A 23,663-nucleotide genomic window follows, 5' to 3' on the forward strand; every position below is an offset into this window, starting at 1 on the left:
TTGGTGTATTTATGTCTTCACATCCTGCTGCTGGAAAGGTCGGCATCTGAGGCTAAGACAGAATAAGGAACACATGTGTAGTCAGTCAATCGGCTAACAACGATGACCAGATTTAGCGGTTGATTCGTGATGAAACAAACTGAGGCGACAGAAACAGGAATCCTCTGCATCTAAACTATTTTTGGTTCCCAGGCGTTGTGTATTGTATAATATAAACCGTAAAACTATGGACATAGCAACGAAAGCGAAGGAAGAAATTGAGAGCAGGTTGAAAAGTATTGAGCATTTCATTGAAGAAAAGGGGCTTGGCTCTTCCTACCTAACAAAAGCAAGACGTACCCAGCGCAACGTTAATCTCGCCATTGCTGTGGGTACCCTTATCACAGCGGCTGGCATTAGCATCTGGCTGTTCAGTAACTCTCGCAAAGATTAACTCCCTTGTCTGCAACGACCAGGTTTGTTGACTTAGTCGATTGTCCTTACAAATTTTTTGGTCTTCATAAATCTTACCCGCTGGATACACTCAGTGGATCAAGAAGTTATAACGTTCACCAATAAGAATTTTAAGCAGTTTTCGATTTGCCTGGCTCCATTCCCAAGTGAAGTGTCTTCAGCAGGAAATCAAATCGCTTGCCTCACGGGGTATAGATGATTAGTTGCAAATGCCGTCCATCAAGGGTCTAATTGCACAAATTTTCTTTTCTTTGCCCTATGAAGAAAGTGTATCACCTCTCCACCTGTTCCACTTGCCAGCGCATTATCAAAGAGTTAGGCATCGGCAAAGAGTTTATCTATCAGGACATCAAAAAGGAGGCTATTACCCCCGAACAAATCGACGAAATGAAAGCGATGGCAGGGTCTTATGAGGCCTTGTTTTCGAGAGTGGCCATGAAATACAAAGCCCTTGGGTTAAAGGACAAACAATTGAGCGAGCAGGACTACAGAAATTATATTCTTGAGGAGTATACCTTTCTAAAACGTCCAGTCTTTGTCATTGATGGAAAAATATTCATTGGGAACTCGCCAAAGAACGTGGCGGCGGTAAAAGAAGCCATTTCCTAAGGGTTATTGCTGGCGGGGTCATAATCGTTGGGCAGCATCATGGCCACCCAACCCTGGCTCATGGCGCCTGAAACCAGCAGCTGGTCGGGCTTTTGGTTAAGGCCGGTTTTAGTCACATCTACGTAGCCTTCCTTCACCTCCAGCCACGACACCTCCGCCAATGTGTCGTTGTAAATCGTGTTTTTTGGCACCCCCTGTTCCCTTTTGTAATGCACCTCTACTTTGCCGCTGAGCAATATTCTGTAAAGTCCTGTCCGATATGACGCTCCCACCAGGTTTTCCATTGGGTAGTCAATCAGGATTTCTTTTTTTGTTTTTGCAAGATCGGGGTGCCGCACAATGGGCCCTTCCCTTGGGAACTTCTCCTGAAGCAAGGCAAAGCCTTCCTGCTGCAATTGTCCCTTTTGAATATACTCATAAAGTATAGCCAAAAAGAGATGCCTTGTCGACCCTTTAAAAGCGATGACTCTATTTTTGATCCACTGGCTCTTTTGCTTCTCATCTGCGGGAGTCATTTCTTCAAACCTGGTTTCCCCAGTAAAAAAGAAATAGGTCGAATTGGCCTTGAAAAGCCGCAAATGATAAAATACCTTGTAGCCCAATGCGTGGTTTTCGATTTCCACTGGCCGACTAGCCGTTGCCACCAGCCCGTTGTCCTTGTCTTCTGCAAACTCAAGCACCCAGGGATTCAATATTTTGCAGCCCTTAGAAAATTCTGTCTCACCAAGAAACACTTTGGTGAATTTAGATAGATTTCTTTCCCACTTCTTGTCTTTTTTCGAAGTAACCTCAATGGTGCTCAGCTCTTCCAAAGCCGGTTCAAGCGATATGGCTGTGCTAAGGTTGAAGCTTTCAGTGAAATCAAAATTGAATGTTTGGTGCTTGTAGCCGACAAATGAAACCACCAACTGAACCGCACCAAAAGGTATTCGCTCGATCAGAAACGAGCCATCCAGCGCAGTGGTGGAGCCCATGGTGGTGCTACTGATAAAAACATTAGCAAATGGCAATGGTTCCTCTGTGCCAGCATCTATCACCCGACCCGACAGCGACCCAGTTTGACCCAGGACAGCTAAAGAGCACACAAGAAAAAACAGGGCAAAAAGAATTCGTTTTGATAATAATGTAGAGATCAGTTGCATACAAATACTACTTTTGTGTGTTTTGCAAGCCGAAATAAGTATAACAACCAACAAACGGTCATCGCTTAATTTACACTAAAATATCAACTAACATCATGCAAATAGCCGAGATACACACGAAGAAAGGCGTTATGAAGATCAAGTTCTTCGAAAAAGACGCTCCAAAGGCAGTAGCCAACTTTAAAGAACTGGCCAATCATAATTTCTACGACGGGCTTACCTTCCACAGGGTTATTCCTGATTTCGTTATTCAAGGCGGCTGCCCTAAAGGTACAGGAGCTGGCGGACCTGGCTACACTATTCCCTGCGAACTTGACGGCGAAAACCAATACCACGACCGTGGCGTACTCAGCATGGCGCACGCTGGCAGAAACACTGGCGGTTCACAATTCTTCATTTGCCATAGCCGCAAAAACACAGCCCACCTTGATAGAAACCACACCGTTTTCGGCAAAGTGTTCGAAGGCCTTGATGTGATAGATGCGATCAGAGAGGGTGAAGTGATGGAGAAAGTGGTGATTGTCGAGCAAGAGTAGGGAGAAGATAGAAGCTGGAAGACGGAAGACCGAAGCAGGCGTCGGTACGATGGCGCTGGCATCAGTGGTGGCAATCGTCAGACGCCTGAAAGGCTGGGAGGCAGTCGGAGGTAGACAAGTACTCAAATCTCATTTCTTTCTGTGACAGGTGGTTAATGTTTTTTTGTGACTGAATAGTAAATTTGGTCTGCACAAAAAATCACTGACCACCTGTTTCATTTTAATCCATCCAGCATCATGAAGTTCAAAATTTGCCTTCTTTTCATTCTCACTACGGCTCCGGCCCTACTATTCAGCCAAAAAGGCAAAGCACTCAAGCCATACTTCCCTCCGGCAGATAGCTGGGAAGAACGCACACCGGCCGCTATGGGCGTCGATCCCTCATTGCTGCAAGAAGCAGTAGATTTCGCTATTGCCAGCGAGTCGAAAGCTTCGAGAAACCTAAAGGAGGCTCACTACCTCAGCTTCGGGAAGGAGCCCTTTGGGGACGCCGTTGGCCCGCTGAAAGAAAGAGGCCCGGCTACAGGCATGGTGATCAAAAATGGCTACATCATTGCCAAATGGGGCGATCCTGATCGGGTAGATCAAACGTTTAGCGTTGCAAAAAGCTTTCTTTCCACCACTGTTGGCCTCGCTTACGACAAAGGCATGATCAGAGACGTAAATGACAAGGTTTATCCCTACATCGGCCCGGTGATTCCCTACGAGCCAGCCCGGATGTCGCTCAACAAAGCCGAGTCGTTTGAAGAGCCTGACGTGCTGGAACTATTTGCCTCTGAGCACAACCGAAAAATCACCTGGAACCACATGCTGCGCCAAACCAGCGACTGGGAAGGCACGCTCTGGGGAAAGCCCGACTGGGCCGACCGTCCGCCCCGTGACACCGAGGGCTGGATAGGCAGGGAAAGAAACGAGCCAGGGAGCTTTTACAAATACAACGATACCCGGGTAAACTTGCTGGCACTGTGTATTCTCAACGTTTGGAGAAAACCGCTACCAGAAGTACTTAGAGAAAGTATCATGGATCCTATTGGAGCCTCTCCTACCTGGCGTTGGCTGGGCTACGAAAACTCATGGATTGTGCTCGATGGTAAGCCGGTGCAGTCGGTCAGCGGCGGCTCTCACTGGGGCGGCGGCATGTTCATCAATGCCTACGATCAGGCCCGTTTTGGCTATCTAACGCTACGCAATGGTAACTGGAATGGGCAGCAGCTGATTTCCGAAAAGTGGCTGAGCATGGCCAGAACACCTACGCCTGTGCAGACTACTTATGGCTTTATGAACTTCTTTCTGAATACGGAGCAAATGCCTTTACCAAGCGCACCCGCATCGGCGTTTTATCACTTAGGTGCTGGTGCCAATATGATCTACGTCGACCAGGAAAACGACTTAGTCATCGTAGCCCGCTGGATTGACAGCAGCAGCATGGACGGGATTGTGGAGAGGGTGTTGAAGAGTGTGGGGAAGTGAGGTTCCCATATATCGAGTGAGCCATCGGCCTCCGCCATAGCGCTTTGCCTGAACAAGCAGATTCGGATCCCTTCTCTCGAAGGATACTTTTACCATTCGCTAACGCCTTATGTCAGCCAGGTGCGCACGTGACCTTCAGCCCCCTGACAAGGGATGATACCTGATACAAAAAAGCCCTCTTCTTTCGAAAAGAGCTAGTTACAATTGTTTCGCTTACACGCCTAACTACCTGCCTGCTGAATCTTGGCCCAATCGTCTTTGAGCGTTACGGTTCGATTGAACACCAGTTTGTCAGCCGTTGAGTATTTGGTGTCAACTGTAAAATATCCTTGTCTCTCAAATTGGTAACCAACACCTGCTTCAGCCTTAGCGAGCGATGGCTCCAGCGCAGCGGCCTCAATGATCTCAAGAGAGCCCGGGTTGATGTTCTTTTTCCAGTCCTCTCCCTCTTCTACGTCCGAAGGATCTTCTACATTGAACAAACGGTCGTAAAGACGCACTTCTGTTCTGTAGGCATGCTTAGCCGACACCCAGCTGAGGGTGCTTTTCACTTTTTTACCAGTTTGGTCTTCACCACTTTTGGTTAGTGGATCGTAAGTACAGTACACCTCCAGAATTTCCCCGGTGGCAGGGTCTTTCTTAAAATCAACGCATTCGATGATATAAGCGTACTTTAGTCTCACTTCACGGCCCGGCCCCATCCTGAAAAACTTCTTCGGGGGGTCTTCCATGAAGTCCGACTGCTCAATATAAATCTCTCGTGAAAAAGGCACCTTCCTCGTCCCACTATCAGGATCCTCGGGGTTGTTGGTGGCATCCATCAACTCTTCTTTGTCCTCCGGGTAGTTGGTAATGATGACTTTCAAAGGGCGAAGAACGCCCATTTTCCTAGGAGCAATTTTGTTGAGGTCTTCCCTCACGCTCCATTCGAGCAAGCCAACATCGATGATATTATCCCTTTTGGCCACGCCAATCCTGTCAGCAAAGGTGCGAATAGATGAAGGCGTATATCCTCTTCTTCTCAAGCCCGATATCGTTGGAAGCCGGGGATCGTTCCACCCGTCTACGTACCCCTCCTCCACCAGTTCAAGCAGCTTGCGCTTACTCATCACTGTATAATTGAGGTTAAGCCTGGCAAATTCTATTTGCTGAGGGTGGTAAACGCCCAGCTCGTCAATGAACCAATCGTACAACGGCCTGTGCACCTCAAACTCAAGTGTACACAGGGAATGCGTGATGCCCTCAATACTATCCGAAAGGCCATGTGCAAAGTCGTACATGGGGTAAATATGCCATTTGTCGCCCGTGCGGTGGTGGTGAGCATGCTTGATGCGATACATCGAAGGGTCACGCATGTGCATGTTCGGATGCGCCATGTCTATTTTTGCCCTAACTACATGCGCACCGTCGGGAAACTCCCCCTTGCGCATTCTGTCGAACAAGTCCAGGTTTTCTTCCACCGATCTGTCTCTGAATGGACTGTTCTTACCAGCTTTTGTCGGCGTGCCTTTGTAGTTTTTAGCAAAATCTTCAGAAGAAAGGCTATCCACATAAGCTTTGCCTTTTTTTATCAGCTGTTGGGCGTATTCGTATAGTTGATCAAAATAGTCGGAAGCATGATAACGCCTGTCTTCCCAGTCGAACCCAAGCCATTTTACGTCCTCCATGATGGAGTTCACATACTCGTCGCTTTCCTTGGTTGGGTTGGTATCATCAAACCTCAGGTTACAAAGCCCATTGTATTTTTTGGCTGTTCCAAAATTTAGGCAAATAGACTTGGCATGGCCAATATGCAGGTAACCATTGGGCTCCGGAGGAAAACGGGTGTGCACCTTGCCGGCAAACTTTCCCGTTTTGTTATCATCCTCAATGATTTGATGAATAAAGTTGATCGATTCTTTCTTTTCTTCCGTGTTTTCAGCCATGAGCCCAACCTGTGTTTTAAAAGCTGCAAATTAAAGCAATATTCTGCAACCAAGGTAATTTGCGCTGACTAAGATGCTGTAGAAAAAGAAAAGCCTGAAGCCGTTTGGCGACTGCCTGCACAAGACAGCTTCAGACGAACCACTTGAGGACTTAAAAACTTGTCCTGAGTGAAATAATAAAATTCCTCCCTGCACCAGCCATTCCTGACGAATAGGGCTTATAGCGTTGGTCGGTCAGGTTTTCGATACCACCGGAAATGATAATATCATCGGATATTTTCTGGCTCACCTTAAAGTTAAGTGTATACCACGATGGTGAATAAGGGTTTCCTTCCTTATCTGCCGCATAAATCTCCGTCTTGCCTTTCTCCTCCTCAGGCATGTCGGCAAAGCCAACACCCCCACTGTATTGAGCGTAAAAGTCCAGTTTCAGGTTTTTCACACCATACATAAAATGGCTGACGCCAAAAGCCGGAGCGGCATGCCTGGAAGGGCTTTTCGATCCATCATCCAACTCCTCCTCCCCAACTTGCACATTGTAGCGAGACGACAGTGTGAAACCCTCAGGCAATTTAACTTCAAGACCCGCCTGAAAACCATAAACGGTGGCCCTGGCAGCGTTTTGAATGGCCTGTACCTGGCTCAGCTCGCCGTCGTATACGATACTATCAAGACCGTTTAGCGTAAAGTCCCTGCGCACGAGGGCATTCGAAAGCACTGTGTAGAAGGCGGTAGCATCCAGCTTGAGGAAGTCACCAAATACCTTTGCCATACCCACCTCAGCATTGTAAGCATACTCTGCTTCAAGATCAGGGTTAGGCACGACCACCGCCCCGGGCTCTGAGTCGAACACCTTGCCCACGTCATCCACATTGGGCGAACGAAAGCCAGTGGAAAGGTTGGCACTGATTGACAGCTTCTCACCTGGCGTCAGCACTACGCCTGCACTTCCCGTCAAAGCACCATTCTTCAAGTCAGCCGTTGAAAACGGAAATGGGTAAAATGAATTATCGAACGTAGCATTCAGTCCAAAGCTATTGAAGCGGGCACCAGCTTGCACAAGGAGCAGGTCACTCAATCGATTCTGGTAAGTGGCATAAGCCGCATAGGACGACCAATCGGACTGTGGGTACCTTGCAGGACCAACGGCTTTCTCTCCAGTCGAAATATTCTCGTCCATTCCTTCAGAGTCCACTTTGTCGTAAATCATCTCCAGGCCATAAAAGAGTTTTTGTCCGGCTAAGAGCGATTTGGAAAAATCGAGATTGGCAGAATAGGCGTTTACATTTTCGATACGGATGGCCCGAGTCGATCCATTAATATCCCGGTCAATCCGGCTTTCTTCAAAAAACTGATGCGCCAACCTAAGTGTGACCTGGTCAAATAACCCCGTATTGGTGGTATAGGAGGTAGTCAGGTTGTTCATCATCCACTTCTGCGGGCCGTACGACCATTCCCCGTACCTGGGCAGTCCCTTTTTATAACGGATATGCCTGTCGTAACGGGCGTAGTCAGAAGTTTCAGAGTAGTGAAATGCGTAAACCACGTCCCACCTTTTGTTAGGAGCAAAACGCAGCTTCTGCATCATGTTGGTTTGCTGGTAGCCGCTTGGCCGCTGCACAAGTGGATTATCGTTGGTCACTACCCGATCGACACTATCGATTCGCTGCACGTAAAAGGGTCTGAGGTAGTCGTCGGGCCCTTTGGTACCCATTCGCAGGTCACCGTAGCCGTTGTAAGAAAAGCTGGTCACCGACGACCACTTCTTCCATCCGACATTGAAGTCCAAATGGGCCGTTTTTTCACTATTGGCAGATGAAAACCTGCTGGCAGCACTTCCTTTTGTCAGCGTTTCGTCGGTAAGGCTAAGGTGCGGGGTAAGGGTTGTGAAACTCATCACACCACCAATGGCGTCACTTCCATATATCACCGACCCGGGGCCAAAGAATACCTCAGTATTTTCAGTGGCAAAAGGATCCAGCGAAATAACGTTTTGCAAGTTTCCACCTCTGAAAATGGCGGTATTCATGCGTACGCCATCCACTGTGAGCAAAAGCCTGTTGGTGGCAAAACCCCGGATCATAGGGCTTCCTCCACCCTGCTGGCTTTTTTGGATAAAAACCTGGCCAGAGCCTCCGAGCAAATCAGCTGCAGTTTGCGGATTGAGCAGCGCAGCATCCTTGGGCGTAATGGTAGCAATGTGCACAGGCACATCCCTTGTCGACTGGCTCCATTTGCTGGCAGAAACCACAACCTGATCCAGCGAAATATTGGAAGGCTCCATCACCAAAACCCGATCACCAGCCGCCAGCTCAGCATAAGAGCTAACAATCCGATTGTAGCCTACCAGCCTGACTTCTATTTTATCAGCTCCCTCAAACTCAGAAATGTCGGCCATTCCTGACGAGTTGGTCATGGCAGTAGCCCTTGGCGCTTCACTGTACAGTGTCACCAGATCTAAAGGTTCATTGTTCTCTTTGTCTTTTATTGTTAAAATCTGCGCATAGCTCACCAGCACCCGTGTTGTGAGCAGGCATGACAGTATCAGTCTTCTCATCTTATGATAGTCAGTTTAATCGAAATACAAATAAGCGCTGGCACCAATTCTTCAGAAGAGGCCGGGCCTTGACTAAAATGTAGAAATCAAACTGATTTGGGTGGTGGATTCGGAGGGCTAAAGTACACTGACCTGTACAAGCAGATGGCTTCTGCCATATTCTTTTCTTCCTTAATTCTACTGATCGCTGCCCATTTGAATGAGTTAATTCTGTAAGGGGTTTTTATTAGGTCGACAAAATGGTCAGAAGCGTCATCACTCTCAGCTTCATGATTAAGCTCTTCGAAAAGAATCCCTTCAAAAACCTCACTTATAAAAGTTTCCTCTTTGTCCCAGTAGCAAACAAAGTAAACGGAATCAGGTAACTGTTCTGACTCAATAACATCATAAAACTGGCCTTTGTAGCGAAACTCTCTGTGTTCCTCCCATATAATTTCACGGTCGGCCTCATAGCGAGATAATTTGATTGTAACCTTCTCACTATCATCCACTCCCTCCATGATTTTTTGCATCACCTCTGACCTAATCATTATTCTATTAACATAGAATACCGAATAGTTCAGCCAAAAGGGAGCTGAAACACAAAGAAGAAGAAATATGGACAGTAACCTTTTCAATATACAGTGTGCGAATTCCCGTTCGGCCGGAGCGCCAACGGTGATGCAGGCAATGTAATTGGGTTTACTATCAAATCAAATACACATTATTTCAAGTGCTTTGCTTGATTATCAAAGGTAAAATTGAGTTTATTGAATGAGGGTTTGAATACCCAAGAATGTTTTATGCCATTATAGAGGAAACTCTAAAACTTATTTAATTTCGAGGGGTTTGTACTTTGGTCCTGGTTTTACACCTGTTAAGCATTGAATGAAGCATCTACTACTTTTGGTTTTCTCTGGTTTGACACTGCTTTTAGTTGCCCCAACCAGCTCACAAGCCCAATCAAGAGTCATTACCGGCCAGGTAACTGACATTGACAATTTCTCACTTCCGGGGGTAAACATCTATATCAAAGGAACCACCACGGGAACCATCACCGACATTGAAGGAAACTACAGACTAGAGGTAGGCGGCAACAATGATGTGCTTGTTTTTTCATACATAGGCTACCTGACGAAGGAAATGCCCGTGACCGCAGCAGCCACAATTGATGTGAAGCTGGAAGAAGACGCCCGTCAGCTCAACGAAGTCATTGTGACAGGCTATTCTTATGTAAAGAAAAGAGATATTATCGGGGCCATAGCGTCGGTTTCAGCTGAAGACATCAAAAACCTTCCGGTGGTGAGTTTAGATCAGGCTCTCCAGGGCAAAGCGGCCGGAGTGCAGGTGACACAGTCATCGGGAACGCCCGGCGGCGGTATCACTGTGCGGGTGAGAGGGAACACCTCCATTTCCGCTTCGAACAGGCCGTTGTTTATTATTGATGGTGTGCCAGTAGAAGATGGGGCACTGGCCCTGAGAAGTTTCGGAGGGCAGAACGACAATGCGCTCTCTACGCTGAACCCTAACGATATTGAGTCATTTCAAGTATTAAAGGATGCGTCGGCCAAGGCTATCTATGGCAGCAGAGCAGCTAACGGCGTGGTGTTAATTACCACAAAACGAGGTAGCAAAGGTGCCAAGACCTCCGTGACCTTTGATGTGCAAAGGGGTGTTATCGACCTCACCAACAAGCTCGACTTACTCTCATCAGAAGAGTTGGTGACTCTTCAGCGGGAGGCCATCACCAATGCGGGGCAGAACCCTGACGAGTCTGGGATTATTAAAGGTGTGACGGATGCCGTGAATACAGACTGGATTGACCAGGTGACCCGCCAGGCGATCATGGAGCAATACCAAATGAGTATCAGTGGTGGCGATGAGCAGACTAGCTTCTACTCAAGTTTCAACTACCGGGGCGAAGAAGGCGTCATTCTGAACAACCAGTTCCTAAGGTTTGCCGGCACGCTTAACATCGACCACAAAGTGACCGATAAACTCAAGTTTGGCAACAACCTCACCATTTCCAAGACCCGAAATGATCGAATCAAAGGTGACAACTTCCTTGATGGTGTTTATTCAGGTGCCGTCAAGAGTCTCCCATATTACTTTCCGTTTGACGAAAAGGGGAATATCATCGGGCCTGGCAATTCCAACTACGCCGGTTTCCCTAATTTCAACCCTGTGGGACAGGCAGTGTTGCCCCGATTCCAAACGAATACCCTGAAGGTGCTTGTTGGTGTATTCAGCGAGTATCAGTTCAACGAACATTTCAGAGCCAGAGCTAAATTCAGTGTAGACTATAACGACGTGGCCGAAGATCAATTTGAGCCATCGAGCACTGCCATTGGTGGCTTTCTGGCTTCAGTAGGTGGCCTGGGCTACGGTGTTAACTCCACCGGCACTTACGTTACCTATATCAACACCAACACTGTTACATACAATCAGACTTTTGGTGACCACGTCATCAACGCAACAGCCGGCACAGAGTTCCTACAGCGGACGGAGACCTCCAACTTTGTTCAGGGAAGGCTTTTTCCCAGCGATGACTTTACCTATATCACCTCTGCTGGTATTGTGGATGCCGGAAGTTCAGACAAAGTGAACAGCGGGCTTAACTCCTATTTTGCAGAAGCCCGCTACGACTACAAAGAAAAATATTTTGCCAGCGTCACCACTCGATACGATGGTTCCTCAAGGTTCGGCACCAACAACCGATTTGGTCTCTTCCCTTCGGTTTCGGCTGGGTACCGGATCACCAACGAAGCCTTTTTTCCTAAAAACACCATTGTTGATGACCTGAAAGTCCGGGGTAGCTATGGCTTTACCGGCAACGAAAGAATAGGCGACTTTGCCTTCTTGGGCACCTTCGCCTCCACCACTTACAATGGGGTGACAGGAACAGCTCCCGCCAACCTGGAAAACCCCGACCTCCAGTGGGAAGTGACCCGAGAAGCCAACGTTGGCATTGACCTCTCCCTTTTTAGCGGCCGCCTGCAAACAAGCGTGGATGGCTACAGCAACCTGACCAGCAAACTACTGTTCAGCCAGCCAATACCACTGACGACAGGCTTTGGAAGCATTCAGGGAAACATTGGAGAAGTGTCGAACCTCGGAGTGGAGCTATCGGTTAACAGCATCAACTTTGATGGCGACTTTCGCTGGTCGACCAACCTCAATATTGCCAAAAACGACAACCTCGTAAAATCTCTGGCCGACACCTTGCCCCTGTTTCGTGGTTACACTGCCAATGGCGCCGGCAATACCAATATTGTAAAGCCAGGGTATCCTCTCGGCACGTTTTGGGGTCTCAACTTCCTTGGTGTTGACCCAGCCACTGGCGATGCCATTTATGAGGACATTAACGGAGATGGACAAATCAGCCCGGATGATGGGCAGGTCATTGGCACGGCACAGCCCGATTTCGTTGGGGGAATAACCAACAACCTCTCGTACCGGGGATTCGATTTGAGTGTTTTCATTCAGTTTAGTTATGGAAATGAACTACTTAACTTCAGCAACTCTGCCCTGCTGAACTCTGGGGAGGACATCAATAACAATCAGGTTCGAAAGGCCCTCGACAGATGGCAAAAGCCGGGCGACATCACCGATGTGCCACGGTACGAACTGGGAAACACGCAGAACAACTGGCACAGCAACCGGTTTCTTGAAGACGGCTCATTTCTCAGGGTAAAAAACATCTCGCTTGGCTATAATCTTCCGATACGCTACGTAGAAAAAATAAAGGCGCAGAGCATAAGGATCTACGGCTCGGCCACCAACGTGTTTACATGGACAAATTATACGGGCAACGATCCTGAGGTGAGCACACTTGACGGCTCCACCACAGCGCAGGGAATCGACTTCTTTACTTTGCCGCAGGTAAAAACAATGATGCTGGGTATTAACGTGAAATTTTAGGAGCTAAGAAAATGAAAAAAGCAACATTGATCATATTGTTCCTGGTTACAGGCTTTGGCTGTACCAATTTTCTTGATCCTGAGCCCGTCGCTCTTTTGATAGACGACCTGGCGCTCAATGAGGCCAAAGATGTATCTTCTGTCGAAATTGGGCTTTACGGTGCCTTCAGAAGCATTGCAGCGCCCAAAGTTATTGCCGGCGATATGACTGCCGACATGCTGACTCATATTGGCACATTCAATCAGTACCGGGAGTTCTCCAATAAGCAGATTACGTCAACCAATGCTTCAGCCGCTGCGCTGTGGGGAAGCATCTACCGCACCATCTATGTCGCCAATTTCATCCTCGAAAAACTGCCGGGAGTGCCGGGTGTAACTGAAGCCGAGCGAAACGAAGTCACAGCCACCGCACGTTTCCTGAGAGGCTACGCCTATTTCGTTGGTGTGTTCACTTTTGGGGCAATGCCCATCACCACTACCTCAGACCTGGAGTCTAACAGAAATGTGCCCAGGTCAAGCGTTGAGGATTTGCTCGCATTTATTGAAGCGGACTATGCGGCTGCCTCCGGCGACGCTCTTCCGGAAAGCCCGGTAAATGCAGGCTTTGTTAGCCAAAGTGCCGTGGTGGCAGCAAGGGCCAGGCTTGCCCTTTATCAGCAAAACTGGGCCGAAGCTGAGGCGCTGACTTCTCAAATCATCGATAGCGAGAACTACACGCTTGTTGACGACTACAGCGACATTGTGCTCAGCGACTTTACCGACGAGGCAATACTTGAAGTTGGCTACACGGTGAACGACGACCCCGGCACAGATGCCAACTATGGGCTTAACGACCTCTTCAGAGGAAGGAGAGAAATCATTCCAAGCAATCAAACGGTGGTTGCACTGAACAATGATGAGGCCGGCGACCGGTTCAGTAATATTTCATTTGATCTTTCCGAACTGGGCGGCGTTGACAATGGCTGGTCTGTCGCCAAATACGGCACAGCCGATGAAGATAATAACAACATCATCATATTCCGCCTGGGTGAAATGTATCTGATAAGGGCCGAAGCAAGGGCACAGCAAAACAAGCTTTTCGGAAGCGGTAGTGCGCTTGAAGATGTTAACGTACTGAGAAACCGGGCCAATGGCGCTCCGGCTGTAGCCAATTCAAAAGAGCAGGTGCTTCAGGTGATTGAGAGAGAAAGACTGTACGAGCTGGCCTACGAAGGCCACCGCTGGTACGATCTGGTAAGAACAGGAAGGGCAAAAGTGGTGATGACAGCCTTCAACACCAACTGGCAGGACAAGTTTGAGTTGTGGCCTATTCCACTAAGAGAAATTCAGTATAACCCAGCGCTTCAGGGCGCACAAAACCCAGGCTACTGATACCTATGAGCAAATTGAAAACATACAGATGGGTGATAGCGGCCGCTTTTATGTGGTGTTTGGCCGGGTGTGAGCCTGAGAGGTTAATTTTCAAGGGGCCGTATCATGTTAGGTTCACAGAGGAAACTGCTTCAGAGCTTGAAAGCTACAGCGAGGACATAGCGCTCTCGGTGCATCTGGTAGGCCCGCAACGAAGCGAAAAAATACAGATGAGCTACTCAATTGCCGGGGATGCCCGGGAGGGCATTGACTACGAGGTTTTGAGCGAAAAGGGCATCGTGGAAATTCCAGCCAACGAAAGTTTTGGTTATATCACCATTCGTCTGATCAATAACGCCAACAACATCCTGGAATCGCAGGACATCATATTTACCCTGGAGGGTGTTTCTCCCGTCGATTTAGCCATCGGGCAAGGCGACAGTGAAATCGGCAGAACATTGACATTTACCATTTTTGATGATTGTATTCTTGGAGGCTATTACACAGGGTACGGCCCTTCTAATACAGTTCCTATCGAAGACATTCGCATCACCAGTGCGGACTGTAATGAATACTTTCTTTCCAACTGGGATATTAATCTGCCTATTTTCAATTCCAGCACAGAAAGAGACCTCATTTTCAACGACAACTTCGACAATACCCTCACTATACCGGAACAGGAAGAACAAACGCTGGTAGAGGACCAGGCTACCATACGTGGGTCGGGTATAGTTAATCCATTGACGGGTGAGATCACCCTCACTATAGAATTTGTGGACGTGGAGGATATTGAGCCTCAAACGGTAACATTTAAACGACAATAGGTGATGAAAAGAATTCGACTATCTGCATATATCACTTGCTTGCTTCTGCCTGCCCTTTTTTCATGCAGAGAGCAATTTGAGCCGGAACCTTTCACCTACTCGCAACTCCTTACAGGCAAGGTGTCCAAAACCTGGAGATTGACAGGTATTTCCATTCTCGAGGATGGCGCACCAACGCAAAATATTCCCGTACAAGACAATGACTGCGCTTTTGACGACAGGTATGTATTTTATGCGAATGAAGAAAAGAAGTTCGAGGTACAGAATGGCGCTACCAAATGTGATGAATCGGAGGGAGATATAGTAGTGACTGATATTTGGGCTTTTTCCAATGCCAATGCCACCCTGGAAATGATATTACCTATCCTTTCAATCGACACCCGGCTTCCCTTCATTGTAAAAAGCCTCAAAGACGACCGGCTTTCCATGGAAATTTTCTTTGATGGCGGCAGCTATCGTTTCGTACTTCAGGCAGTAAAAACCCAAGACTAAGACAAAATGAGGTTTTCAATATCTATCGTCGCTTGCATAGCCTTGTTGCTCACCGGGTTTTCCGACAATGTGTACCAGGTTCAGCAAGAAACTGAGCCCAACCCTCCCATGCGAACCTGCGAAACGATGGAGCAGGACAGCCTGAATCAGCTCAAATATGCTGACATGCGCAACAGGCTTGACTTTGAAACAAGGATTCAGCAAAAGACGAAAGAAATAGAGCTGCAGCAAGCTAGCGGCAGGGGCTTTGCAGGCATTATTACACTTCCCGTTGTGGTACATGTTGTCCACAATGGAGAGCAAGTTGGGCAGGGTCGGAACATTAGTGCAGCGCAAGTGGCCTCTCAACTTGAGGTACTGAACGAAGATTTCAGAAGGGCGACCGGCACCAATGGTTTCAATAATAATCCGGTAGGTGCCGATATCGAAATTGAATTTTGTCTGGCATCGCTTGGCCCCAACGGTGTTGAGCTGTCTGAGGCGGGTATTCACCGATACAATGGCAATAAAGCCGCCTGGACTCGCACCGACATCGAGGGTTTCCTCAAGCCGAATACCATCTGGAATCCCAACGACTATCTCAATATTTGGACGGTGGACTTTGAAGGGGAAAGTGAGCTATTACTGGGATATGCGCAGTTCCCCAGCGAATCAGCACTTACAGGCCTTCCAACAAGCGGCGGATCAGCTTCCACTGATGGTGTGGTGGTCAGATATTCCAGCTTTGGATCTTCAGAAAAAGGCAGTTTTTCGGTGATGTCGCCTCCCTACAACAAAGGCCGGACATTAACACATGAAGTCGGTCACTGGTTAGGTCTGCGCCACATTTGGGGCGACGGGCCATGTGGATCCGACGATTTTGTGACTGACACTCCCGAAGCTGCCGAACCTACCAGAGGGTGCCCGGCAGGCAAAACTTCTTGTGGTTCTGTGGATATGGTGCAAAACTATATGGACTATTCTGACGATGCCTGTATGAATATCTTTACCAAGGGGCAGAAGTCGAGAATTCTTGCGGTGATGGAACTTAGCCCACGGCGAAAGTCGCTGATAAACTCGCAGGTCTGTGGCGAGGTGGTAGCGGAAGCCCCCGTTCCCGACTTCACGGCAGACAAGCAGCTTTCGCTCCGTGACGGCGGCATCCGCTTTACAGACCTCTCGTCCAATTTCCCAACAAAGTGGTCGTGGATTTTTGAAGGAGGCACTCCTACTCTGTCAAGCGAGAAAAACCCTTTTATCAAATACACCGCCGAGGGTAGCTATTCTGTGAAGCTAGTGGTGTCCAACGAATATGGCATTGCCGACACTTTGACAAGAGAAAACTACATCGTCGTTTCCAGCGAAGGAGTTTGCAGTTCGCTCGACAATTTTGGAACATCAACACCAACCATCCAGCCCCTGCCAACGATTTATAAAGACAATCCACTGTCCAACCCGAAGGGTTACCTGTCGGGGCACAATAGTATCAGAACCTCGGCGATCTCGGAGTTTTTTGAGAACAAGCCTGGCTACGAAAACCTTAGCGGTGTGTCTATTCATTTTGGGAAAGCCGTCTTTGCCGATCCCGAAGCCACAGCACGTGTAGTAGTGTGGAATGCCAGGGGCCCGCAAAGCAGCCCCGGGGCCATTCTGGAACAGCGGGAAATCTTGATCAGGGAAATTGCTGATGACATTGCCGCCAACAAACCAACCAGTATTGTTTTTGGACGACGAGTACCCTTGTTCGGTGTTGGCTTCCATGTAGGCATTGAGCTAGATTATGGAGGAGGCGATACTTTGGCATTGATAAGCTCCAGAGACAGCGAGGTGGCTATACCAACGGCATGGGAAAAAGACAGTGATGGAAACTGGAGTCCGTTCAGTACTTCGTGGGGACTCACGATGAGCCACCAAATGGTGCCCAAAGTGGGGATGGACGCCTCGGTGCAGCTGAAAACAAATAAGTTGATTGTGAACCCAGGAGAGCCCGTTACCCTGAGCGCCACCGGCGCCTCCATATTTCAGTGGGAGTCTACAGAGGGCAGCCTGACCACAACGCTAGGTCCAACAGTAATAGGCAAGCCCACGAAGACGGCGACTTACAAAGTACTGGCCAGCGGTGGCGATCTCTGCGTTTCTGAAGCAGAAATCACGATCTACGTGCGTGACGTCACCTCCGTTCCACAACCGGAGACTACTGAACTGACGATTTACCCTAACCCTGCAGTGGATGGAGCCGTTACACTCGCATTCTCCAATGCACATATTGGACAGGTGAGTGCTACTGTATACAATGTGCTGGGTCAGAAACTTTTCTCTCGCCAATGGATGAAGTCAGGTACGGCATTTCAGGAAAAATTGGAACTGCCTGGGGTGAGAGGTGCGGTAATTATGGAGATTAGGGCAGGAACCGAGCTTCACAGAAAGAAGCTGATTGTGAGGTAAACAAATGAGAGCATGCTGTTAACATGCCCTCATTTCATCTCATTCTAAATCTATTTTACGGACCAATTTGTCCCTATTAAAGGTATCCGATCCGCTGGAAAGCTAATATCTACTTTGCAAAAACGTAGTTGAGCGTAATATTCACCGGAACAAACAGCGCATCAAATTCAGCGTCAGTCAAACTGTCAACATATGCCTGAGTCAGAGTGTCAGCAACAGCATCTTTGATTAGTCTTAGCGAAACCGCCTCACTCCAAATCAGTTCTACTTCATCAACATTTTCAATATTGTATTCTTCCTCAATCGCACCGGAGTCATTCGATGTAATTGTCAGCGTTTCACCGTCTTTCGCCCATACACCGTCGTCGGTTGAATCGGCTCCAGGCAAAAATATTCTTCTCTTAAACGTATTGTCAGCCAAAAACTCAATCTGATAATTTTCCCAGGTAACCAGTTGTCCCAACGGAAGCACCGCTCCCTCCCAGGAAGTGAACTCTACAGGCGCATTGGTCAGCTGAAACTCTGACAGCAGCCATTTGCCCTCTAATGGATCTGGAACCCTTGGCTCGTCGTCCTTTCCGCAAGATGCCAGCAACACCAAGCCAGCGAGTCCCATTAATAGTAGTCTTCTTTTCATATAGTTGAATTTAATTTCCTCACGATTTCGTTCTCTATTTTTAGAGGTATAACAAACACCCGGGCAAACGCCTCTATTTATTAAATTTAAAAATTATTTTGGGAGTCGTTTATGAGTAGCGCCAATTATATCGCCCTTTGTATCCTCGTCTTTCTCAGGCCAATTACAGTGTCTGCTCAAACCAATCCTGTGCAAAATAGAAAACAGTCAGAAGAAATTGCTAATAAATTCTACCAAAGTGGTCTGCAACTTCAACGAAGCGGTCATTTTGTTGAATCTACCTCTGCTTTTGACTCTTCTGTCCACTACAATCCGCAAGTGGCCGATGTGTATTTTTCCCAGGGAAGCAGCTACGAAGCAATAGATGATTTTGCCAGGGCACTTTATGCTTACGAAAAAGCCATCGATCTTCAACCTGTTTTTGAAGGCGCCCTGTTTCGGAGGGCGGTTTGTCTCTACAAACTCAACCTTCACGAAGACTGCATTGCGCAACTCAATAGTTTGATTGCAAGCAATGGTTCGTCCGAAGAAACAAAGGCAATCTTCTATCGCTACTCTCCTTCCGGCGAGGTAAATATCACCGCCGACAATCAACTCAACGCTGAGTACTATCTCTACAGAGGGCTGGCCTTCGCTGCTTTGCAACAAGAGCAGGCTGGCATGAGGGATCTTGACAGTGCCGTCAGTATATCCGGCGGGGCGTCCGACTACCTGGTCAATCGGGGATTGGCACTTCAGAAGCTGGGCAGGGAATCTCAGGCCATTGCTGACTACGAGGCTGCTTTGGTGAAGAACCCTGATACCCAAACAGCTCTGATCAACTTGTTTACACTCGACGCTGCCAGAGCCAGGAAATACCTGAAAGAAAACGAAAACATCGTCACTGAAATCATGGTTCCGGAGCTGCTGGCGCAAATGGGGTTTGACGCCCACAACAGAGAGCAATATGACGAAGCGATAAATTACTATTCCAGAGCCCTGGAGATCGTTCCTTCTGACCCCGACTGGTTGATGAACAGGGCTATTTGCTATGGAAAAGTGGGATTACTGGAAAAAGCTGAAGATGAGTTGTTACGGGTGGTGTCCTTGTCTGGGTTTTCCGAAAAAGCCTATTTACACCTGGCCAACATACTTTTTCTGGAAGAAAAGTATGAAGACGCTATTTCGTTCTACAACCTTTATCTGGCCATCGACATCAACTACGGCACTGCTTATTTCAATCGTGGTATTGCACTGAGCAAAACAGGCGAAACCGATGAGGCTTGCAAGGACTTGATGAAAGCTGGACGCTTGGGTGTGAAAGAAGCCGTGAAACCGATCGAATCAATTTGCAACAACTAAACAGGGCCGCATCAAAATTGCTTTTGGTACATCAGGTGCAGTCCCTTTAATGTGAGGTGAGGATCTGTTTGGTCGAACACCTCCTTCAGCGGCTCCAGCACAAGTGATAGCCCACCAGTGGCAATCACCTTAAATGATTCACCAGGCTCCTGCTCTTTGATTTTATTGATCACCTCTTTGACCAAACCCACATAGCCCACAAGGATGCCAGCCTGAATCGCCTGAACCGTATCTCTGCCAATAAACGTTGTTGGGTACTCAAGGGGGATTATCGGTAGCTGTGCCGTTTCCTGAAAAAGAGACTTCATGGCAGTCTTGATCCCCGGAGCGATGTTTACTCCCAGTATTTCTCCTTTTGCTGACACAACCGTAAATGACAAAGCGGTGCCAAAGTCGACGACAATAGCTGCCGACTGGTGATAGGTAAAGGCGGCCGTAGCATTGGCTACCAGATCAGAACCTATCTCATAGGGATTCTTTATTTTCAGGCTAAGGCCCTTGTAAATGGCCGGACCAGCAAGCAACGGTTGCACAGAAAATAACCTCTCCACCACTTCCTCCATCACAGGTGTGAGGTTGGGAACTACGCTGCTAATTATTATTCCACTAATATCAGAATAGCTAAGTGCGTTTTCGAGAAACCAGGCCCTGATTCTCTTTTCGTACTCGGAAGCAGGCAGGTCACGTTGTGACGGGGTTCTGAAAACAAGCCGGGGCTCTTCCTGTGTAAACAAACCAAAAACAACATCTGAATTACCTATGTCTACAACCAGTTCCATTATGCTACCGTTATCACCACCTTGCCTGTTGTTTTTCCACTTTGAAAAAGGGCAATCGCTTCCTTCATTTCATCGAAACCAAAGGTATGACCAACCATGGGCGGCCCAATCTCCAGCTTCTCCAGCTCACCAAGCGAATATTGCAAAATCTCCTTTTTCTCATACAGCCAGATCAAATTAAAGCCCATCACCGATTTGTTGTCGCTAATGAGCTTGAGCGGGTCTATTTTTGGCCTGCGCAAAAACTTCAAAGCAAGCTTTATTGGATTGAGCTTGCTACCGGTTTCAGCGAAATGGGCTGACCCATAGATAATCATTCTGCCCTGAGCGGCCATGGCTTTGTAGCTCATGTCCAGCACCTTCCCTCCTATGCATTCCAGCACCATATTGAACGGACGTTCTTTTGCCGTCGCTTCCAGTTTGGTTTCAAAAGATTCGTCTCTCACCAGCACCTCGTCGTAACCCTCGCTGATAAGAAGGTCTTTCTTGCCAGGTGTCCCAATCGTTCCAACAGTGTACGCATTCATCTTTTTTGCGATGCGGTTCGCCAGTATACCTACACCCCCAGCCGCACTATGAATCAGAATTTTGTAGCCTTTTTGAATATCGCCCAATGAAAAAAGTGAGTAGTAGGCGGTTAAAGCCTGCACCAAATATGCAGCCCCTTCTTCGAACGACCACCCTTTTGGAATTGGGCTGAGGTAGTCAGGGGACTGTACAATATGCGTTGTGTAAGCACCGAAGCGAGTCACTCCCATCACCCTGTCGCCTGCTTTGAATTTGGTCACATTTTTACCCACTCGAAGTATTTCGCCCGAAAACTCCAGCCCGGGTACGAAAGTCCCTTTAGGAGTGGCGCTGTAAATACCCAGCATGGCAAAAATGTCGGCAAAGTTTAAGCCTATCGCCTTAACGGCCACCAACACACTGCTATCATCCGGCTCGGCTATCGTCGTTTCCACCTTTAGCAGCCTGTCCATACTTCCGGCTTTGACCATTTGCCAGGCCCTTCCACCAGCCTCTCGTTGTTCGTTCATGGCTGCAAAATATGCCTAAATTTAAATTTTAAGCTACTTGTCGAAAAAATTATCGAAAATGCTTGACAAATAGTGGTGTAAACGATTTATAATTACATCAAAATTCAAAAGCCCGTACTGTTTATTTCAAATGGACAAAAAGAGAGTAATCAAAAGTTATGAGAAGCTGGATCAGGCGATGAAGGACCTGCTTCTGGAGGCCTACCCTTCTGGATTTACCGGCAATGTGATCAGGCTCACAAACGCACAAAATGAAACCTATTTTGCTGTACCTCTGGAAACTGAGGAAGCCAACTACCTTATTAAGGTACCGCTTGAATCGATGAAGAGTAAAGCCACACCTGCCGACGACGATGACGATGATGGGTTTGATGCGGGCGCAGACGACGTAGATGAAGTTGCCGGGGCGGACGATGCTGACGATGCAGATGACTCTTCAAGCGACCCGTCTTACAACCAGGGTTTTGACGACGATATCGATTAAAAAATAATTATATCCACCATTGCATTAAGTGAAATAACTTACTCATACATTTGCGTCCTAAATCAAAACCTAATATGAAAAAGACGCTTATGTTGCTGGCTATGACCAGTTTCATTGCAATTAGTTCTTGTCAATCAACCAAAACGGAAACCGCTGAAGCAGCAGCTGACTCCACAGCCCTTGAAACCTCTACTGTGGTGATGGAGGAAATTTCACCGGCTGACAGCACGCTGGCATCGGATTCAACCGAAATTGTTCAGACTGACTCTATCCAGTAATAAGAAAGGCCCTAAACGGGCCTTTTTACTTGTATCTTAACCAGCTCTTCTAGCTTGCTCTCCGCCCCCTAAACTGGTAGTAAAATAAAACCATTTCAACAGCCTTTCTGATAGCCGTGTTGACAGGATAAAACTTGCTACCCAGCTCCCAGTCTATCCCCATCAGCTGTGACTGATAGTCGGACATCATTGGCACAGCCATGGTTCCGTCACTGATGGCTCCCACCGTTGTTTGATACGGTACTGGCTGATCAGCTTTGATCAATTGGCATGTAACAAGCTTCTTCTGTCCATTTTTATCCCGGGAAGCCGCATAGCCAAACAGTCGGCAAATGAGGCCCCGGTATTTATAGTTGCCACAAAAGCCTGAACCAGCACCAACCACCAATGGATTGAACAAATGACAAACAGTCGATTCGCTTTCTTCATCCATTTTAGCAAGCATATCCTCGGCTTTGTCGGTTTTGTAGAGGTGATAGGCCAATGGGAGAAACTCCAGAATTGTGGCGGTAAGATCAGACTTGGTACAGCACTTTCCGCAGCCGGTAAGGCATTTTAAGGATGATTGTGCCTGGAAGGCGCTAATCTCTTTTTGCAGGCCGTCGAAAACCCTTTCAACAGCGGCAACTTTCTTATATATTGACAAATAATTGCTATATAGTTGCAAAACTACGCATTGAATCAATCGGTTGTGCGTATTGCGATAAATAAAGTATAAGCAGAAGCCAAAGAGCCTACTCTGTCCAATTTCGTCTCAAAACTTCAGGCCATGCCGCTCGATCAAATTCAAAACCATATTTCCTCCGGAGCGAATGAACAATTAGCTGTTGCACTAAAACAAAGCCCGGAAAAAGCTCGCCTCACCACTTCCATGGGCGTGTCGTTGGTCACATTTGCTGCCTATTACAGAAACCTGGAAGCCATAAGAACAATACGGGCATATCTTGACGATGTCACTATTCACGAAGCCTGCTGCATTGGAGAATTAGAGACTGTGAAAGAGCAGCTTCATAAAGCACCAGAGGTGTTGAACTCCTTTTCCGCAGATGGATTTACGCCGCTTGGGCTTGCCTGTTTCTTTGGGCACGTAAATCTGGCCGCCTATCTGATAGAAACTGGCGCTGATACGAACATTGCTGCCAACAACGACTTTCGGGTGGCACCCATTCACTCGGCCTGCGCCATTTGGAGTGTGCCCATTGTAAATCTGCTGATAGCTGCTGGTGCCAACGTGAACCTCTCCCAGCAAAAAGGCATTCGTCCCATTCATTCAGCCTCCCACAACGGAAGCCTGGAAATCGTCAGAATACTTATAGCTTCCGGAGCTGACCATAAAATAGCAGATGACAGCGGGAAAACCCCAACCGATTATGCGCTGGAGAAAAACTACGATGAGTTGGTAGCCTATCTTAAGACATTGAGTTAG

Annotated in this window: 21 protein-coding genes; 13 read left to right on the top strand and 8 right to left on the bottom strand. The window is 47.7% G+C overall.

Annotation, left to right across the window (positions count from 1 at the left end; genetic code table 11):
- The first annotated feature begins 226 nt into the window (after positions 1–226).
- Together AAC052_RS04385 and AAC052_RS04390 are read left to right on the top strand one after the other, a co-directional pair.
- Complete coding sequence (locus AAC052_RS04385) at positions 227–433, top strand: hypothetical protein (RefSeq protein WP_317491490.1); 207 nt, start codon at positions 227–229, stop codon at positions 431–433.
- Between the two features lie 278 nt (positions 434–711).
- Entirely contained in the window at positions 712–1,062 is a 351-nt protein-coding gene (locus tag AAC052_RS04390; protein ID WP_339811269.1) for an ArsC/Spx/MgsR family protein, read from the top strand.
- Here the strand turns inward: AAC052_RS04390 and AAC052_RS04395 are convergent.
- On the bottom strand, positions 1,059–2,204 hold the full coding sequence (locus tag AAC052_RS04395) for a carboxypeptidase-like regulatory domain-containing protein (protein ID WP_339811270.1): 1,146 nt from the start codon (positions 2,202–2,204) through the stop codon (positions 1,059–1,061). The two genes, AAC052_RS04390 and AAC052_RS04395, sit on opposite strands and share 4 nt — an antisense overlap.
- A gap of 95 nt (positions 2,205–2,299) precedes the next feature.
- On the opposite strand from AAC052_RS04395, the gene AAC052_RS04400 reads away from it, so the two are divergent.
- Both AAC052_RS04400 and AAC052_RS04405 read left to right on the top strand, forming a co-directional pair.
- Positions 2,300–2,740, top strand: coding sequence for a peptidylprolyl isomerase (locus tag AAC052_RS04400; RefSeq protein WP_317491487.1), 441 nt, complete (start codon positions 2,300–2,302; stop codon positions 2,738–2,740).
- A 237-nt stretch (positions 2,741–2,977) separates the two neighbouring features.
- Positions 2,978–4,210 carry a serine hydrolase gene (locus tag AAC052_RS04405; protein WP_339811271.1) on the top strand — a complete coding sequence of 411 codons (1,233 nt, stop codon included), beginning with the start codon at positions 2,978–2,980 and terminating at the stop codon, positions 4,208–4,210.
- A 221-nt stretch (positions 4,211–4,431) separates the two neighbouring features.
- Here AAC052_RS04405 and AAC052_RS04410 read toward each other — a convergent pair whose 3' ends face one another.
- The 3 genes from AAC052_RS04410 to AAC052_RS04420 all read right to left on the bottom strand — a co-directional run bounded on the left by AAC052_RS04410 (position 4,432) and on the right by AAC052_RS04420 (position 9,222).
- Complete coding sequence (locus tag AAC052_RS04410) at positions 4,432–6,135, bottom strand: glutamine--tRNA ligase/YqeY domain fusion protein (RefSeq protein WP_339811272.1); 1,704 nt, start codon at positions 6,133–6,135, stop codon at positions 4,432–4,434.
- Positions 6,136–6,286: 151 nt separating this feature from the next.
- The gene (locus AAC052_RS04415) at positions 6,287–8,692 is read right to left on the bottom strand and encodes a TonB-dependent receptor (protein ID WP_339811273.1); all 2,406 of its coding nucleotides are present in this window, start codon (positions 8,690–8,692) and stop codon (positions 6,287–6,289) included.
- An 86-nt stretch (positions 8,693–8,778) separates the two neighbouring features.
- Complete coding sequence (locus AAC052_RS04420; RefSeq protein ID WP_339811275.1) at positions 8,779–9,222, bottom strand: hypothetical protein; 444 nt, start codon at positions 9,220–9,222, stop codon at positions 8,779–8,781.
- Between the two features lie 337 nt (positions 9,223–9,559).
- On the opposite strand from AAC052_RS04420, the gene AAC052_RS04425 reads away from it, so the two are divergent.
- Genes AAC052_RS04425 through AAC052_RS04445 form a run of 5 tightly spaced genes read left to right on the top strand, consistent with a single transcriptional unit; the run spans position 9,560 to position 17,681 of the window.
- Positions 9,560–12,592 (top strand): TonB-dependent receptor, encoded by a 3,033-nt coding sequence (locus tag AAC052_RS04425; RefSeq protein WP_339811277.1) that lies wholly within the window; start codon positions 9,560–9,562, stop codon positions 12,590–12,592.
- 11 nt (positions 12,593–12,603) lie between these two features.
- Positions 12,604–13,962 (top strand): RagB/SusD family nutrient uptake outer membrane protein, encoded by a 1,359-nt coding sequence (locus AAC052_RS04430; protein WP_339811279.1) that lies wholly within the window; start codon positions 12,604–12,606, stop codon positions 13,960–13,962.
- A gap of 5 nt (positions 13,963–13,967) precedes the next feature.
- The gene (locus AAC052_RS04435; protein ID WP_339811281.1) at positions 13,968–14,765 is read left to right on the top strand and encodes a hypothetical protein; all 798 of its coding nucleotides are present in this window, start codon (positions 13,968–13,970) and stop codon (positions 14,763–14,765) included.
- A gap of 3 nt (positions 14,766–14,768) precedes the next feature.
- Positions 14,769–15,257: a hypothetical protein gene (locus AAC052_RS04440; RefSeq protein WP_317491935.1), complete on the top strand. Its 489-nt coding sequence runs from the start codon at positions 14,769–14,771 to the stop codon at positions 15,255–15,257.
- Positions 15,258–15,263: 6 nt separating this feature from the next.
- On the top strand, positions 15,264–17,681 hold the full coding sequence (locus AAC052_RS04445; RefSeq protein WP_339811283.1) for a M43 family zinc metalloprotease: 2,418 nt from the start codon (positions 15,264–15,266) through the stop codon (positions 17,679–17,681).
- Positions 17,682–17,790: 109 nt separating this feature from the next.
- On the opposite strand, the gene AAC052_RS04450 is transcribed toward AAC052_RS04445, so the two are convergent.
- Complete coding sequence (locus AAC052_RS04450; protein WP_317491937.1) at positions 17,791–18,318, bottom strand: hypothetical protein; 528 nt, start codon at positions 18,316–18,318, stop codon at positions 17,791–17,793.
- A gap of 189 nt (positions 18,319–18,507) precedes the next feature.
- Here AAC052_RS04450 and AAC052_RS04455 point away from each other — a divergent pair, with 189 nt between their 5' ends.
- Positions 18,508–19,659 carry a tetratricopeptide repeat protein gene (locus tag AAC052_RS04455; protein ID WP_339811286.1) on the top strand — a complete coding sequence of 384 codons (1,152 nt, stop codon included), beginning with the start codon at positions 18,508–18,510 and terminating at the stop codon, positions 19,657–19,659.
- Positions 19,660–19,670: 11 nt separating this feature from the next.
- On the opposite strand, the gene AAC052_RS04460 is transcribed toward AAC052_RS04455, so the two are convergent.
- On the bottom strand, positions 19,671–20,438 hold the full coding sequence (locus tag AAC052_RS04460; protein WP_317491939.1) for a type III pantothenate kinase: 768 nt from the start codon (positions 20,436–20,438) through the stop codon (positions 19,671–19,673).
- On the bottom strand, positions 20,438–21,475 hold the full coding sequence (locus AAC052_RS04465; protein WP_339811288.1) for a zinc-binding dehydrogenase: 1,038 nt from the start codon (positions 21,473–21,475) through the stop codon (positions 20,438–20,440). Before AAC052_RS04465 ends, AAC052_RS04460 begins: the two co-directional genes overlap by 1 nt.
- Positions 21,476–21,605: 130 nt before the next feature.
- On the opposite strand from AAC052_RS04465, the gene AAC052_RS04470 reads away from it, so the two are divergent.
- On the top strand, positions 21,606–21,959 hold the full coding sequence (locus AAC052_RS04470) for a hypothetical protein (protein WP_317491941.1): 354 nt from the start codon (positions 21,606–21,608) through the stop codon (positions 21,957–21,959).
- 74 nt (positions 21,960–22,033) lie between these two features.
- Positions 22,034–22,237 carry a hypothetical protein gene (locus tag AAC052_RS04475; protein WP_339811290.1) on the top strand — a complete coding sequence of 68 codons (204 nt, stop codon included), beginning with the start codon at positions 22,034–22,036 and terminating at the stop codon, positions 22,235–22,237.
- 49 nt (positions 22,238–22,286) lie between these two features.
- On the opposite strand, the gene AAC052_RS04480 is transcribed toward AAC052_RS04475, so the two are convergent.
- Positions 22,287–22,883 (bottom strand): YkgJ family cysteine cluster protein, encoded by a 597-nt coding sequence (locus AAC052_RS04480; RefSeq protein ID WP_339811292.1) that lies wholly within the window; start codon positions 22,881–22,883, stop codon positions 22,287–22,289.
- A 123-nt stretch (positions 22,884–23,006) separates the two neighbouring features.
- Here AAC052_RS04480 and AAC052_RS04485 point away from each other — a divergent pair, with 123 nt between their 5' ends.
- Complete coding sequence (locus tag AAC052_RS04485) at positions 23,007–23,663, top strand: ankyrin repeat domain-containing protein (protein WP_339811295.1); 657 nt, start codon at positions 23,007–23,009, stop codon at positions 23,661–23,663.

It is taken from the genome of uncultured Imperialibacter sp., assembly GCF_963974565.1.
Classification (GTDB): Bacteria; Bacteroidota; Bacteroidia; order Cytophagales; family Cyclobacteriaceae; genus Imperialibacter; species Imperialibacter roseus.